Here is a 13,069-nt window from a genome sequence, read left to right on the forward strand (position 1 = left end):
ACCATGGCCAGAGTCTTGACCTCCCTGCTAAGCCGTCGTTTTTCCCTGCTGGTTACTCCTCTTCTGGCCGCCCCTCTTCTGACACTCCCCCTGGTGCTGGATCCTTTGGCCGCCCTGGCGGCTCCTGCCACCGAGGAGGAGATGTCGCTCTACACCAGCATCGCGGCGGTGAATGTCTGCATCGCCCGCTCAGCCGGGGTGGAATTCGACAAGGCCGTGAGCATCGCTGGTGAGACCATCGCCCAGCTGATCCAGGGCCAGCACGATGGCGCCATCCAGCAGGTCGGCAGCAAGCCCCTCTCGATCGAGGAGCTGCGGCGCGGTTCGATCAATTCGGCCGTGCTTGGGGCTTCCGAGGTGTGCCCCAAGGATGTGCCACCCGAGGTGATGAAAAAGGTGCAGGAGGCTCTCAAGCAGAGCGAGGCAGCTCCAGCGCCTCGGGGCGCGGCCGCCCCGGGGCCCACGGCCCCATAGGTCGAGTTGTCTCAACCGTCGCAAGGCTCAGCCCCGCGCGGTTTCTGTTCTTTCGCTGGCCATCCAGGCCGATTCCCCCCGCTCTGCCAACTCCATGGCCGTTGTGCGCCTCGCGGACTACCGTCCCGCGCCCTTCCTTCTGGATCGCGTCGACCTGACGGTGCGGCTGTTCCCTGACCACACGGAGGTGGAGGCAGCGCTGGCGTTCCGGCCCAATCCGGCGGCCGTGCCGACGGAAGACGGCCATCCCGAGTCCCTGCTGCTGCAGGGGCTCGATCTTGAGCTGCTCGATCTCAGCCTCGATGGCGAGCCCGTCGCCGCGGCGGCGATCCAGCACATGCAAGGGCAGTTGCGGATCCTGGAGCCACCAGCGCGGCCGTTCCTGTTGCACAGCCGCGTTCGCCTGCACCCCGAGACCAACACAACCCTGGAAGGCCTGTACGTGAGTGGCGGGCTCTACACCACCCAGTGCGAAGCCGAGGGGTTCCGGCGCATCACCTTCCACCCCGACCGCCCGGATCTGCTCAGCCGCTTCCGGGTGCGGATCGAAGCAAATCGCTCCGCCTGCCCGGTGCTGCTCTCCAATGGCAACTGTGTCGAAACCGGAAGTCTCGAGGCCGAAGCGGGCAGCGAAGCCGAACGCCACTACGCCATCTGGGACGATCCCTTCCCCAAACCCTCCTATCTGTTCGCCCTGGTGGCCGGACGCCTTGAGGAGGTGCGCGATCAGTTCACCACAGCCTCGGGTCGTTCCGTGCTGCTGCGGATCCACGTGGAACCGGGCGACAGCCCCTACACCGGCCATGCCATGGCTTCACTCAAACGGGCGATGGCCTGGGATGAACAGGTGTACGGCCTGGAGTACGACCTCGATGAGTTCAACATCGTCGCGGTGCGCCACTTCAACATGGGCGCGATGGAAAACAAGAGCCTGAATATCTTCAATTCCAAGCTGGTGCTGGCCGATGCCGAAACCGCCACCGATGCGGAACTGGAGCGGATCGAGAGTGTGATCGCACACGAATACTTTCATAATTGGACCGGCAATCGCATCACCTGTCGCGACTGGTTCCAGCTTTCGCTCAAGGAGGGGCTGACCGTCTTTCGCGATCAGTGCTTCAGCGCGGACCTGCATGGAGCGGCCCTGAAGCGAATCGAGAATGTCTCGCTGCTGCGCAATACCCAGTTCCGCGAAGATGCCGGCCCCACGGCCCATCCGGTGCAGCCGGATCACTACCAGGCGATCGATAACTTCTACACCACCACGATCTACGAAAAGGGATCGGAACTGATTCGCGCTCTGCACACGCTGCTTGGTGCCGAGACCTTCCAGCGCGGCATGGCCCTCTATGTGGAGCGCCATGACGGCACCGCGGCCACCTGCCAGGACTTCGTGCAGGCGATGGAAGACGCAGCGGCCGGCTCTGCCAGCTTCGATTTCGCCCAGTTCCGGCGTTGGTACCACCAGGCCGGCACGCCGGTGCTGCAGGTGAACCGCCGCTGGGATGGTGCGGCGGGGGTGCTGGAGCTCACCCTGCGGCAGCACACCCCGCCCACGCCGGGCCAGCCCGACAAGCAGCCCCTGGTGATTCCGCTGGTGCTGGGCCTGGTGGATCGGGCGGGCCAGCCCCTGCCCCTGCGCCTGGCCGGGGAGTCGCCCTCGCAGGCGGCCGCCGCCGAGCTTCAGGGCGCCTGGGGCAAGGAGAGCCGCCTGCTGGTGATCGATCAGGCGGAACAGCAGCTGCGCTTCGAGGGCTTGCCGCCGGAGGGCCATCCGCCGGCCCTGTCGTTGCTGCGGGGTTTCTCGGCTCCGGTTCGGCTGGAGATCGGTCGTTCCACCGCCGAGCTGGTGCATCTGCTGGCCAGCGACAGCGACCCTTTCGCTCGCTGGGATGCGAGCCAGGTGTTGCTGCGCAAGGCCCTGGTCGCCCGAGCCAGCGGGCAGCCCCATGACCAGCTGGAGGAGGAGCTGATCGATGCCTTCGGCCGCATCCTCAGCGATCCCTCCCTCGCGGAGGCGAGCCGCAGCATCCTGTTGGTCGCTCCTGGGATGGCGGAGCTGGAGGAGGCCATGGTGGAACCTGATCCTCCGGCCCTGGTCGCTGCCGGGCTGGCCCTCCAGCGCCGCTTCGGTGAGGCCCATGCCGAGCTGCTGGCCCACACCCTGGAACGCTGCCGGGCCTATTGGGGGATGGAATGGCCGCAGGGCAGCGGCGCCCGCATGCTCACCGGCCGGATCTGGGCCTGGCGGATCGCCGCCGGCGACGGGGCGATGGCAGCAATGGCCCGGGATGCGGTGCACGGGCCATCGATGACCCTGTCCCGTTGCGGACTGCAGGCGCTGCAGGCCCATGCCATCCCGGAGCGGCAGGAGGCGATGGCGGCCTTCTTTGAGCGCTGGCAGGACCGGCCCGTGATCCTCGATGCCTGGTTCGCCCTGGAGGCCGGGGCGCCCTTCGCCGATGGCCTGGAACGGGTGGCGCGTCTGCTGGAGCACCCGCGCTTCGATCCCATGGCCCCCAATTCCGTCCGGGCGGTGCTGGGCGGCCTGGCAGGCAACGCGGTGGTCTTTCATGCCGCCGATGGCCGTGGCTACCGCTTCCTGGCGGAGCAGATCGCCGCCCTCGACGGCCGCAACCCGATCACGGCCTCACGCCTGGCGAAGGTGTTCAGCCGCTGGCGGAGTTATGGCCCCGAGCGGCGCGAGCGAATGGCCGAGGCCCTGAACCTGTTGGCGGCCGCACCGTTGTCCTCCAACACCCGCGAGGTGGTGGAGCAGTGCCTGGGCTGAGGGCGCTTCAGCGGGCACAGCACGATGGCCGAGGCGAGCCGCGGCTCAGCGAAACAGCCTTCAGCGAAAGATCTGCCCATGCAGTCGGCGGAAAGCGGCCTTCCTCTGGGCGCCCCCCTCCGGTCCGGCGTGCTGGCCCCAGAGCCCTTCCCAGTAGAAGTAAATGACGCCGTGGCCCCGCTGGGCCGCCAGGCGCGCCTTCTCCTCCAGCTGGCTCATCGGCGGCGTGCGGCCCCCGAAGCCGGCCAGGATGCCGATCTCCACCGGCATGCCCCACTGCCGCGCCTTCACCAGGGCCGGCTGATTGAGATCCTTGGCGAAACCGGCCACGGAATAGGCGTAGTTCTGCACCACCAGGTCGTCGATCAGTTCCCCCAGCGCCCACAGCTCCCAGTCCTGCAGCCAGTGGTTGTAGGCGAAACGGAACGGGCCGGGCGAGAGGCTCACCACCGTGCGCCGATCCCGATCCAGCTTGCCGAGGGAGCTGCGCAGATCCCGCAGCAGTCCGGTGAGTTGCTGCCGCCGCCAGCGCATCCAGTCCCGGTCGGTGGCGTTGTCGGGTGGTTCGCGGCCGGTCTCGGCGCGGTAGAGCGCCCGGGTGTAGGGGTCGTAGCCCAGATCCACGGGCCAGGCGAAGTGGTCGTCGAGCTGGATGCCGTCCACTCCGCAGCGCTGCACGATCTCGCTGACCAGACCGATGAAGCGGCTGCGCACTCCCGGATGGGCCGGATTGAGCCACACCCGCAGGTCCTTCAGCGGCGATGTGCGCAGATCGGCGCCATGCATCGCATAGAGGCTGCTGCCATCGCGCCGCTGGAGCAGCCACTCTGGATGGCGGCGTACCACCTCCGCATCGGCCGGCTCCATCAGGCCGTATTCAAACCAGGGAATCACCTGCAGGCCGCGGCGCTGGGCGGCTTGGGTGAGCCGGCAGATCGGATCGAGGTCGGCACCGGCCCGCAGCAGGGCCGGCTCCATGGGCGCCCAGCGGCTGCGGTGGAAAGTGGTGCCTCGGCTCCAGACGTTGGGGTAGAGGGTGTTGAAGCCGGCATCGGCGAGCTCCTGAACCGCCCGCTCGATCCTGCCGGCGTCGTAGTACAGCGGGCTCGGACTGTTCGTGAGCCACACCCCGACACGCCGGCCACCACTGGCCTGCAGCAGATCCTGCAGGCGCGGGCGGGGTTGGGACTGCGGCGCGGAGCGATTGGGGGCCGGAGCTCGCCGATCGCGCTCCACCGCACCGGTTGGGACGGCCGCAGGGCCGGAGACGAAGGCTGCTGCCAGCGCAAGGGCGCCGCCCAGTCTCAGCAGCCTGTAGAGGGGATGCTGCGACTCAGCGGAACATCGAGCTGACAGAGCTCTCTTCATGAATACGCCAGATCGCTTCTCCAAGCATGTTGGCCACCGAGAGAACCTGGAGCTGCGGGAACGAGCGCTCCGGGACCAACGGGATGCTGTTGGTCACCACCACTTCTTCGAACAGGCCAGGGGTGGAGAGGCGCTCCACCGCCGGCGGCGAGAACACGGCATGGGTGGCGCAGGCGAGCACCCGGGCAGCACCCCGTTCCCGCAGCAGCTTGGCGCCCTGGTAGATGGTGCCGCCGGTGTCGATCATGTCGTCGATCAACACGGCGGTTTTGTCGGCCACATCCCCGATCACGGTGAGGCTCTCGGCCACGTTGTGACCACTGCGCCGTTTGTCGATGATCGCCAGGGGGGCATCGTTCATCTGCTTGGCGAAGGCGCGGGCCCGGGCCACCCCACCCACATCCGGCGACACCACGACCACCTCCCCGAGGTTGCGGGTGCGGAGATAGTCGACCAGCACCGGTGAGCCGTAGATGTGATCGCAGGGGATATCGAAATACCCCTGGATCTGGGAGGAATGCAGGTCCATCGCCAGCACCCGATCCACACCGGACTTGACCAGCAGATTGGCCACCAGTTTGGCCGTGATCGATTCGCGGCCGGCGGTCTTGCGGTCGGCGCGGGCGTAGCCGTAATAAGGGATCACCGCGGTGATCTGCCGGGCCGAGGCGCGGCGGCAGGCATCCACCATGATCAGCAGCTCCATCAGGTGATCATTCACCGGAGCGCAGGTGGGCTGGATCAGGAAAACATCGCAGCCGCGGATCGACTCCTGAATCTGGATGTACAGCTCGCCGTCGGCGAAGCGCTTGATCACGCACGGGCCATCCGGAACCCCCAGGTAGGCGGCGATCTCGCGGGCCAGATGGGGGTTGGAGGAGCCGCTGAACAGCCGCAGCCGCCGCGTGTCCTGGGCTGACTGGGTGGGACTGGACTGCTGCTCCACCCGATCAGCGGTCAAGAAACTGGTCACGGCGGACGCAAGCGCGACGGCGGAGTTTCGATGGTAGAAGCGACCCGTCCCAGCCAGTGCGAACAAGCGTGAAGTTTTCCGGCCTGGCCACGCCCCTGAGAGTGGTGCTGGCCTCAAGCGGCCGAGCCGACCAGGTGGCGGCCCTCCTGAGCGACCAGGCTCCACGGCTGGCGGCGGCCCTGGGCCTGCCGCTGCACACCCTGACGCCGGCCGCTTGCCCCCACCAGGCCCTGCATCAGCTGGAGGCCATCGTCGGCCCCTGGCTGGCCGCGCTCCCCTGCGATCCGGGCCTGCTGCTGGAGGATCCGGCCAGCGCTGCAACGCATCACTGGGCCGAGGCGCTGGGGGGCTGGCGCCAACCCAGCCTGCTGCTGCTGCCGGCCGACAGCCTCGCCACGGGCGCTCCCGCGGCCACCACAGCCCTGCTGCGGCAGTGGCAGGTGCCCCTGCTCGGCCTGATCCAGGGCGGTGGCCCCTGGGAGCCAGCCCGGCGCCGGAGTGACGGACTGCCCTGGATCGGCTGGCTACCGGAGGCTGGGCGGCCTGAAGCGGTCTTGTCGGAGGCCGTCGAGCAGGAGTGGACCGAACAGGGCATGGACGCCATGCGGCTCAGCCTGGAGGCTCGCTGGCTGCAGCTACAGGCTGAGCTGGACTGAGCATGGACCGCTCAGGTCTTCGTCTTCCAGGGCGGCAGGGGGGCTTTGGTCTCGAGCTGCCGCAGGCCGCCGTATGTCGCTTTGGCCGGCCCCAGCGGCAGCGACAGGAAGCGCACCTCCCCAGGGCGGGCCAGACCAGCGGCCAGCAGGCTGAGGGTCTCGCTGGGCTCGAGGTTCGTGTCCACCTCGCTGCGCAGCTTCTGCACCAGGTCCGGCAGATTGGCCAAGCGGGCCGGCTGAGCCAGGCTCTCAATCAGGGCGAGCACCACCAGCTCCTGCTGCTGGCGGCGACTGAGCTCGCCGAGGCTGGGATCGCGGTAGCGCAGCAACTGCTCCACCTGGGCACCGTCGAGTTGCTGCAGACCGCTCTGCAGATCAATGCGGTAGCCCTGCGCCTTGTCTTCGTAGAGCATCTTGCGGGGTGGATTGACCTCCAGCCGGCCCAGGGCATCCACCAGGCTGCGCAGTCCGGCGCGGGAGAGCACCAGATAGCGGTCCGGCTCGCCGGGCTCCAGCTTCAGCAGTTCGCGCACCGCATCGCCGGTCAGGGCGACCCCGCCCGTGCGGTAGAGGCTGCCCAGAGCCTGGGGACGTTTCTGACCAGGCAGATTCACGGCCAGTTCAGTGGGCAGGCCGAGCACCTGCAGAGGACCTTCCGGATCGACCCGCACCAGCAGCAGCGCGTCGCTGTTGGGGCTCGGGGCAGGCTTGGCGGCGGTGGCGTTGTCCTTCGCGGCGGTGTCCTGAGCGGGCGACGCGCTGGTGGCTGGCGGGGTCTGGGGTGAGCCAGGCAGGCGATCGGAATCCAGCCCCACCACCAGCAACGTGATCGGCCGGCGTGGTGGCTCGGCCAGATCGCTTGCTGTGCTGGGGCGGTCGTCGGGGCTGCGGGAGTCCTGAACGGGCCAGATCCAGCCCAGCACGGAGATGCCGAGACCAGCGCCGGCGAGGGCGATGACGACACGGCCCAGGGCTCGCCAGCGATGGCCCTTGCCGACGGGGCGGACCCGCGGCGCGGCGGAATGTTCCGCTGAGGAGCTGGAGGTGGAAGGGTCGGTGTCCCGCATGGGGGGCATGGTGCCCGCAGGGCTGGTGGCCCCCACTCTGGCTCAGCCCGGGGATTTGCCCCGCTGGGCCGGGTGGCCGATAGGTTGTGGGCCGTGGAGTCAGCCCACCCCCCTTCCTTGACCGCAGCCTCCAGCACGCCGTCCGGCGCCACCGCGGGCTCCGCCACGCCACCGCACGAGCGGTCCCGCCCCCTGGCCAAGGGCAGCGTCTATCCAGCCAAGGACCTCTGCAGTCAGTGCGGCCTCTGCGACACCCGCTGGGTGGCCTACGTGCGCCGCGCCTGCGCCTTTCTGAGCCAGAACTTCGAGACCATGGAGGCGTCCGCCCACGGTCGCAGCCGCCGGCTCGATGACGAGGACGAGCTCTACTTCGGCGTGCAGCAGCGGATGCTTTCGGCCCGGCTGCAGCAGCCGATCGCCGGAGCCCAGTGGACCGGCATCGTCAGCCGGATCGGCGTGCGAGCCCTGGAGACCGGTCTTGTCGATGCCGTGCTCTGCGTGGGCCAGAGCCCTGACGATCGCTTCACCCCCGTGCCGGTACTGGCCCGCACCGCCGAGCAGGTGCTGGCGGCCCGGGTCAACAAGCCCACCCTCTCGCCCAACCTTGAAGTGCTGGAGCAGCTGCCCGGCAGCGGCATCCAGAGGTTGCTGGCCATCGGCGTGGGCTGTCAGATCCAGGCCCTGCGGGCCGTGCAGACGACCTTGCCTCTCGACGAGCTCTACGTGCTGGGGCTGCCCTGCGTCGACAACGTCAGCCGCGAAGGCCTGCAGACCTTCCTCGAAAGCGCCAGCCGCTCTCCCGCGACGGTGGTGCACTACGAGTTCATGCAGGACTTCCGCATCCACTTCCGCCACAGCGACGGCAGCGAGGAGACCGTTCCGTTCTTCGGGCTGGACACCCCGAAGCTCAAGGATGTCTTCGCCCCCAGCTGCCTGAGTTGCTTCGACTACACCAATGCCGGTGCCGATCTGGTGGTGGGGTACATGGGGGCCAGCTTCGGCCGCCAGTGGATCACGGTGCGCAACCCCAGGGGGCAGGTGCTGCTGGATCTGGTGGAGCCCGAGCTGGATACCGCTCCCGTCACCAGCCGCGGTGATCGGCGTGCCGCCGTGCAGCAGGGCATCGACGCCTACGACAAGGCCCTGAAACTGCCCCGTTGGCTGGCCGAACTGGTCGGTTTCCTGGTGCAGCGGGTGGGCCCGCAGGGTCTGGAGTACGGCCGCTTCTCGATTGATTCCCACTTCACCCGCAATGCCCTGTGGCTGCGGCGCCATCACCCGGAGATGGCGGAGCGTCATATCCCCGCCTTCGCCCGTCGGATCGTTGAGCGCTACCGCATCCCCTCTCCATGAGTGACCGCCTCTGCGGGGTGCTGCTGCATCCCACCGCCCTGCCGGGCACGCCGGTGTGCGGCACCTTCGGTTCGCACGCCCATGCCCTGATCGACCTCCTGGCCGATCAGGGCATCGCTGCCTGGCAACTGCTGCCCCTGGCCCCCACCGACGGCACCGGCTCCCCCTACAGCTCCCCCAGCGGGTCGGCCCTCAATCCCTGGCTGCTGGATGCAGACGATCTGGTGACCCAGGGCTTTCTCGAGCCTGGCGATCTGGAGGCCCTGCCGAGCGATGGCTCCGAGCCGATGGCTGAGAGCTCCGCTGGAGCTCCCGGGCCGGCACCGCTCGACCTGAGCCTGGCCCCAGCCCGGGCGGCGGCCCTGGGTCGTCTGCTGGTCCAGCGCTGGGCCAGCCAGCCGCTGGACCAGAAACAGCGCTTTGGCCGCTGGCGCCGGCAGCAGCGTTCCTGGCTGCGGGACCACTGCCGTTTCATGGTGCTGCGGCGGCTGCAGGAGGGCCAGCCCTGGTGGAACTGGCCCGGCCCCCTGGCCCGCCGCCACAGCCGTGCCCTGCGGACCCTCGATCAACAACACGGCCCAGCCCTGCTGGAAGAGGGGTTGCTGCAGTGGCATCTGCAGCGTCAGTGGGATGGGCTGCAGCGCCATGCCCACCGCCGCGGCGTGCAGCTGATCGGTGATCTGCCCTTCTATGTGGCCCACGACAGCGCCGATGTCTGGCGTCACCGCTCCCTGTTCTCCCTCCAGTTCGACGGCAGCCTCGCCCAGCAGAGCGGTGTTCCGCCCGACTACTTCTCCGCCACCGGCCAGCTCTGGGGCACCCCGGTGTACCGCTGGAGCGCCCACTGGCTGGGGGGGTTCCGCTGGTGGCTGCGGCGCCTGGGTCGCCAGCTTCAGCTGTTCGACCGGCTGAGGCTGGATCACTTCCGGGCCCTGCAGGCCTACTGGAGCATCCCCGGCAGCGACACCACCGCCCAGAACGGCACCTGGCAGCCCTCCCCAGGCTGGCCCCTGCTGGCGCTGCTCTGGCTCGACTGCTGGCGGCGCGGCGGGTTGCTCCCCGATGGCCGGCTGCCCCTGATCGCCGAGGACCTGGGGGTGATCACGCCAGCGGTGGAGGCGCTGCGCGACAGCTTCGCCCTGCCCGGCATGAAGATCCTCCAGTTCGCCTTCGATGGCAACGCGGACAATCCCTACCTGCCGGCCAACTACCGCGGCAACCGCTGGGTGGTGTACACCGGCACCCACGACAACGCCACCAGCCGCAGCTGGTGGGATGGGCTCGATCAGGGCGGCCGCGACCGGGTCCGCGCGGTTGTCGGCGCTGACGTGACGGCGCCGGGCTGGCAACTGCTGGAGGCAGCCCTGGCCACCGAGGCCGAACTGGTGGTGGTGCCCTTGCAGGACCTGCTGGAACTGGACGACCGGGCCCGCTTCAACACCCCTGGAACCACCGGTGGGAACTGGTGCTGGCGCCTGAATCGATCGATCAGTGACCTGAAAGGTCCGCTGCTCGGTTTCGGCCGGCTGGCGGATCGCTACGGACGCTCCTCGCCGGTGGGTCTGGGAGGAGCGGGCTGAGCGACGGGAGTCTCCGGTCGTTTTGGGGCCGGGGGGGCGGCGATCACGGCCGGGTAGCGGAAGCGGCCAGCGGGATTGCCAGCCAGGGGGGGCAGCGGCGCCCCGTTCCAGCGCACCGCCCGTGCCGCCGCGGCCGGTTCGATCCGCAGCTCGAACGGCGGCAGGATCGGCAGGCTGAGCGTGCCGTTCACGCCCTCCAGACGCGTGTTTCCTCCCTGGGAGGGGGTGATCTCCACCTGGCTGGGGGCGGCCAGCTCCAGGCTCAGCACCCCGAGCGTCTCCGGGCTTCCCTTGGCCAGCTCCCGCCGCAGCTGGGGGAGCCCCTGACCTCTGGCCGTGAGCGTCAGGGGACGCAACTCCGGATGAATCGCCAGCAGCTGCGCGGCTGGATCCTGGGTCCGCACCTGTTCGGAACGGGGCAGGGGGGAAATCGGCCGCGAGCTCAGCAACCCCTCGGCGGCGAGGCGCTGCTGCTGCAGGTTCACCGCGTACACCAGGCCCAGGGTGAGCAGGCCGTAGAGCACCGTGCCCTGCCAGGTGGTGAAGACATCGATCGAGCCGGGGGTGAAGCGCTGCAGCAGCATCCGGCGACTGGAAGGCCGGGCCTCGTTCACCGGCGCAGGCAGGGCCGCATCGAGACTCCCGGGGGGGAGTGCCAGGTATCGCTCAATCAGCGGCAGCATGGTGCGTAGGTAGGTCACCTCCGGCAGGCGGTCACGCCAGCCGCGCTCGAGCGCCTCCAGCACAGGGGTGCTGATGCGGGTTTCCTGGGCGAGTTCCCGCAGGTTGAGGCCGCGGGCCTCGCGCTGCTCCCGCAGCTGCCGTCCGGCCAGCAGCAGCGGATCCTGTTCGACCCCGCTGGGACCGCCGGTCGGGGATTCGGGCCGGGAACGCCGGAGCCAGCCCAACAGGCGCCGCGGCACGGAGCGCGTCGAGGGCTTACCGGGGCGGAGGTTCACGCAGACGCGACCAGAGCCTCCCATTCTTGTGGGTCGAGCTCGCGCCACTGGCCTTCCGCCAGATCACCGAGTGTGAGATCACCGATCGCCGTGCGTTGGAGATCCAGCACGGGATGGCCGAGGCGTTCGCCAGTCCGGCGGATCTGGCGGTTGCGCCCCTCACGCATCTCGAGCTCCAGAAGGCAGCTCTCGCGGCCCTGGCGCAGCACCCGCAGCCCAACCGGCGCGCTGGGCCGTCCGTCGAGCTGAACCCCGGCCTGCCAGCGGCGCAGGGTCGCGGCATCCGGGCGTCCGGCCACCCGCACCCGATAGGTCTTGCGGTGGCCATAACGGGGGTGGGTGAGCCGCAGGGTGAAGCTGCCGTCGTTGCTGAGCAGCAGGGCGCCGCGGCTGTCGGCATCGAGACGGCCCACCGGATGCAGGCCATCGCCTTGACGCCAGGCCAGGGGCAGCAGGTCCATCACGGTGGTGCGCCCGTGGGGATCGTGACAACTGCAGAGCACCCCCACGGGTTTGTTGAGCAGCAGAACCCGCGCCGGCAGCCGCTCGCCAAGACGATGGCCATCCAGCTCGACCCGGTCCAGCTGCGGGTCAGCCCGCTCGCCCAGCTCCGCCACGACGCCATTGACCCGCACCCGCCCCTGGCGCAGCCAGTCTTCGGCCCGGCGGCGCGACCCCAGACCAGCGGCGGCGATCAGTTTCTGCAACCGTTCGGCGGCCATGGCAAGGGGTGAGCGGCCCTGCGCCCATTGTCCTGCGCGCAAGGCGGAACGATTCCGGAATTTGATGGTAGGTTTACGAAACAGGCAAGTTTCCTAACTCCGCCACCCCATGCCTTCCCTCTCCCTGGTTGCCACCGCCGGCTCCGCCACGGGGCCCCACGGCGATCTGGTGCGCTCCTACCTGCGCGACATCGGCCGGGTACCACTGCTCACCCACGAGCAGGAGATCACCCTCGGCCGTCAGGTCCAGGAGCTGATGGCCCTCGAAGAACTCCGCGAGGAACTCACTCTGCGTTGCGGCGGCCAGCCGCCCAGTGAGGAGCAGCTGGCCGTTGAAGCCAGTCTCACGGTGGCCCTGCTCAAGCGCCGGCTCGCCAACGGCCGCCGCGCCAAGGAGCGGATGGTGGCCGCCAACCTGCGGCTGGTGGTGAGTGTGGCGAAGAAGTACACCAAGCGGAACATGGAACTGCTGGATCTGATCCAGGAGGGCACGATCGGGCTGGTGCGGGGCGTGGAGAAATTCGATCCCACCCGCGGCTACAAGTTCTCCACCTACGCCTACTGGTGGATCCGCCAGGGGATCACCCGGGCGATCGCCGAAAAGAGCCGCACGATCCGCCTGCCGATCCACATCACCGAGACCCTCAACAAGCTCAAGAAGGGGCAACGGGAGCTCAGCCAGGAGCTGGGCCGCACCCCCACCGTCACCGAGCTGGCGGTGTTTGTCGAACTGCCGGAAGACGAGGTCAAGGAGCTGCTCTGCCGGGCCCGCCAGCCGGTCAGCCTGGAAACCAAGGTGGGCGACAGTGAGGACACCGAACTGCTCGACCTGCTGGCCGGCGATGGCGTGCTGCCCGAGGAGCTGGTCGATGGCGAGTGCCTGCGGGGCGATCTGAGCTCCCTGCTGGAGCAGTTGCCGGAACTGCAGGGACGGGTGTTGAAGATGCGGTTCGGCATCGACGGTAACGAGCCGATGAGCCTCACCCTGATCGCCAAGACCCTCGGCATGAGCCGCGACAAAACCCGCAACATCGAGCGGCGAGCTTTGGAGGGAATCCGTTCCCGCTCCGAGCTGCTGCAGGGATACCTGGTGGCCTGATCGATTCCTCAGAACAGCTGGATGCCG

Annotated in this window: 11 protein-coding genes; 6 read left to right on the forward strand and 5 right to left on the reverse strand. The window is 68.8% G+C overall.

The window, feature by feature from the left end; translation table 11 throughout:
• Positions 1-15 precede the first annotated feature (15 nt).
• Both H8F26_RS10985 and pepN read left to right on the forward strand, forming a co-directional pair.
• A complete protein-coding gene (locus tag H8F26_RS10985) occupies positions 16-474 on the forward strand; it encodes a cAMP phosphodiesterase (RefSeq protein WP_231605142.1) in 459 nt (152 codons plus the stop codon).
• 94 nt (positions 475-568) lie between these two features.
• On the forward strand, positions 569-3,265 hold the full coding sequence (gene pepN / locus H8F26_RS10990; RefSeq protein WP_197153963.1) for an aminopeptidase N: 2,697 nt from the start codon (positions 569-571) through the stop codon (positions 3,263-3,265).
• A gap of 60 nt (positions 3,266-3,325) precedes the next feature.
• Here pepN and H8F26_RS10995 read toward each other — a convergent pair whose 3' ends face one another.
• Positions 3,326-4,633, reverse strand: coding sequence for a glycoside hydrolase family 10 protein (locus tag H8F26_RS10995; protein WP_231597767.1), 1,308 nt, complete (start codon positions 4,631-4,633; stop codon positions 3,326-3,328).
• Positions 4,599-5,606 carry a ribose-phosphate pyrophosphokinase gene (locus tag H8F26_RS11000; protein ID WP_197153964.1) on the reverse strand — a complete coding sequence of 336 codons (1,008 nt, stop codon included), beginning with the start codon at positions 5,604-5,606 and terminating at the stop codon, positions 4,599-4,601. The genes H8F26_RS10995 and H8F26_RS11000 overlap by 35 nt, the downstream gene beginning before the upstream one ends.
• A 68-nt stretch (positions 5,607-5,674) precedes the next feature.
• Between H8F26_RS11000 and H8F26_RS11005 the strand changes: the two genes are divergently transcribed.
• Positions 5,675-6,262 carry a hypothetical protein gene (locus H8F26_RS11005; RefSeq protein WP_197153965.1) on the forward strand — a complete coding sequence of 196 codons (588 nt, stop codon included), beginning with the start codon at positions 5,675-5,677 and terminating at the stop codon, positions 6,260-6,262.
• Between the two features lie 11 nt (positions 6,263-6,273).
• Here H8F26_RS11005 and H8F26_RS11010 read toward each other — a convergent pair whose 3' ends face one another.
• Positions 6,274-7,338: an LCP family protein gene (locus H8F26_RS11010; RefSeq protein WP_231605144.1), complete on the reverse strand. Its 1,065-nt coding sequence runs from the start codon at positions 7,336-7,338 to the stop codon at positions 6,274-6,276.
• Positions 7,339-7,446: 108 nt separating this feature from the next.
• Between H8F26_RS11010 and H8F26_RS11015 the strand changes: the two genes are divergently transcribed.
• Both H8F26_RS11015 and malQ read left to right on the forward strand, forming a co-directional pair.
• The gene (locus tag H8F26_RS11015; protein ID WP_197153967.1) at positions 7,447-8,682 is read left to right on the forward strand and encodes a Coenzyme F420 hydrogenase/dehydrogenase, beta subunit C-terminal domain; all 1,236 of its coding nucleotides are present in this window, start codon (positions 7,447-7,449) and stop codon (positions 8,680-8,682) included.
• A complete protein-coding gene (gene malQ, locus H8F26_RS11020; RefSeq protein WP_197153968.1) occupies positions 8,679-10,262 on the forward strand; it encodes a 4-alpha-glucanotransferase in 1,584 nt (527 codons plus the stop codon). Before H8F26_RS11015 ends, malQ begins: the two co-directional genes overlap by 4 nt.
• Here the strand turns inward: malQ and H8F26_RS11025 are convergent.
• Together H8F26_RS11025 and H8F26_RS11030 are read right to left on the reverse strand one after the other, a co-directional pair.
• A complete protein-coding gene (locus tag H8F26_RS11025) occupies positions 10,220-11,221 on the reverse strand; it encodes a helix-turn-helix domain-containing protein (RefSeq protein WP_231597768.1) in 1,002 nt (333 codons plus the stop codon). The genes malQ and H8F26_RS11025 overlap by 43 nt on opposite strands.
• Complete coding sequence (locus H8F26_RS11030; RefSeq protein WP_197153970.1) at positions 11,218-11,943, reverse strand: pseudouridine synthase; 726 nt, start codon at positions 11,941-11,943, stop codon at positions 11,218-11,220. The genes H8F26_RS11025 and H8F26_RS11030 overlap by 4 nt, the downstream gene beginning before the upstream one ends.
• 109 nt (positions 11,944-12,052) lie before the next feature.
• Here H8F26_RS11030 and H8F26_RS11035 point away from each other — a divergent pair, with 109 nt between their 5' ends.
• Entirely contained in the window at positions 12,053-13,042 is a 990-nt protein-coding gene (locus tag H8F26_RS11035; protein WP_197153971.1) for an RpoD/SigA family RNA polymerase sigma factor, read from the forward strand.
• The last annotated feature ends 27 nt before the right edge of the window (positions 13,043-13,069 follow it).

It is taken from the genome of Synechococcus sp. CBW1006, assembly GCF_015840525.1.
GTDB lineage: Bacteria > Cyanobacteriota > Cyanobacteriia > PCC-6307 > Cyanobiaceae > CBW1002.

Coding starts and splice junctions, on each gene's coding strand:
- pepN (WP_197153963.1), top strand. CDS start 569: ATGGCCGTTGTGCGCCTCGCGGACTACCGTCCCGCGCCCTTCCTTCTG.
- H8F26_RS10995 (WP_231597767.1), bottom strand. CDS start 4,633: ATGAAGAGAGCTCTGTCAGCTCGATGTTCCGCTGAGTCGCAGCATCCC.
- H8F26_RS11010 (WP_231605144.1), bottom strand. CDS start 7,338: ATGCCCCCCATGCGGGACACCGACCCTTCCACCTCCAGCTCCTCAGCG.
- malQ (WP_197153968.1), top strand. CDS start 8,679: ATGAGTGACCGCCTCTGCGGGGTGCTGCTGCATCCCACCGCCCTGCCG.
- H8F26_RS11030 (WP_197153970.1), bottom strand. CDS start 11,943: ATGGCCGCCGAACGGTTGCAGAAACTGATCGCCGCCGCTGGTCTGGGG.
- H8F26_RS11035 (WP_197153971.1), top strand. CDS start 12,053: ATGCCTTCCCTCTCCCTGGTTGCCACCGCCGGCTCCGCCACGGGGCCC.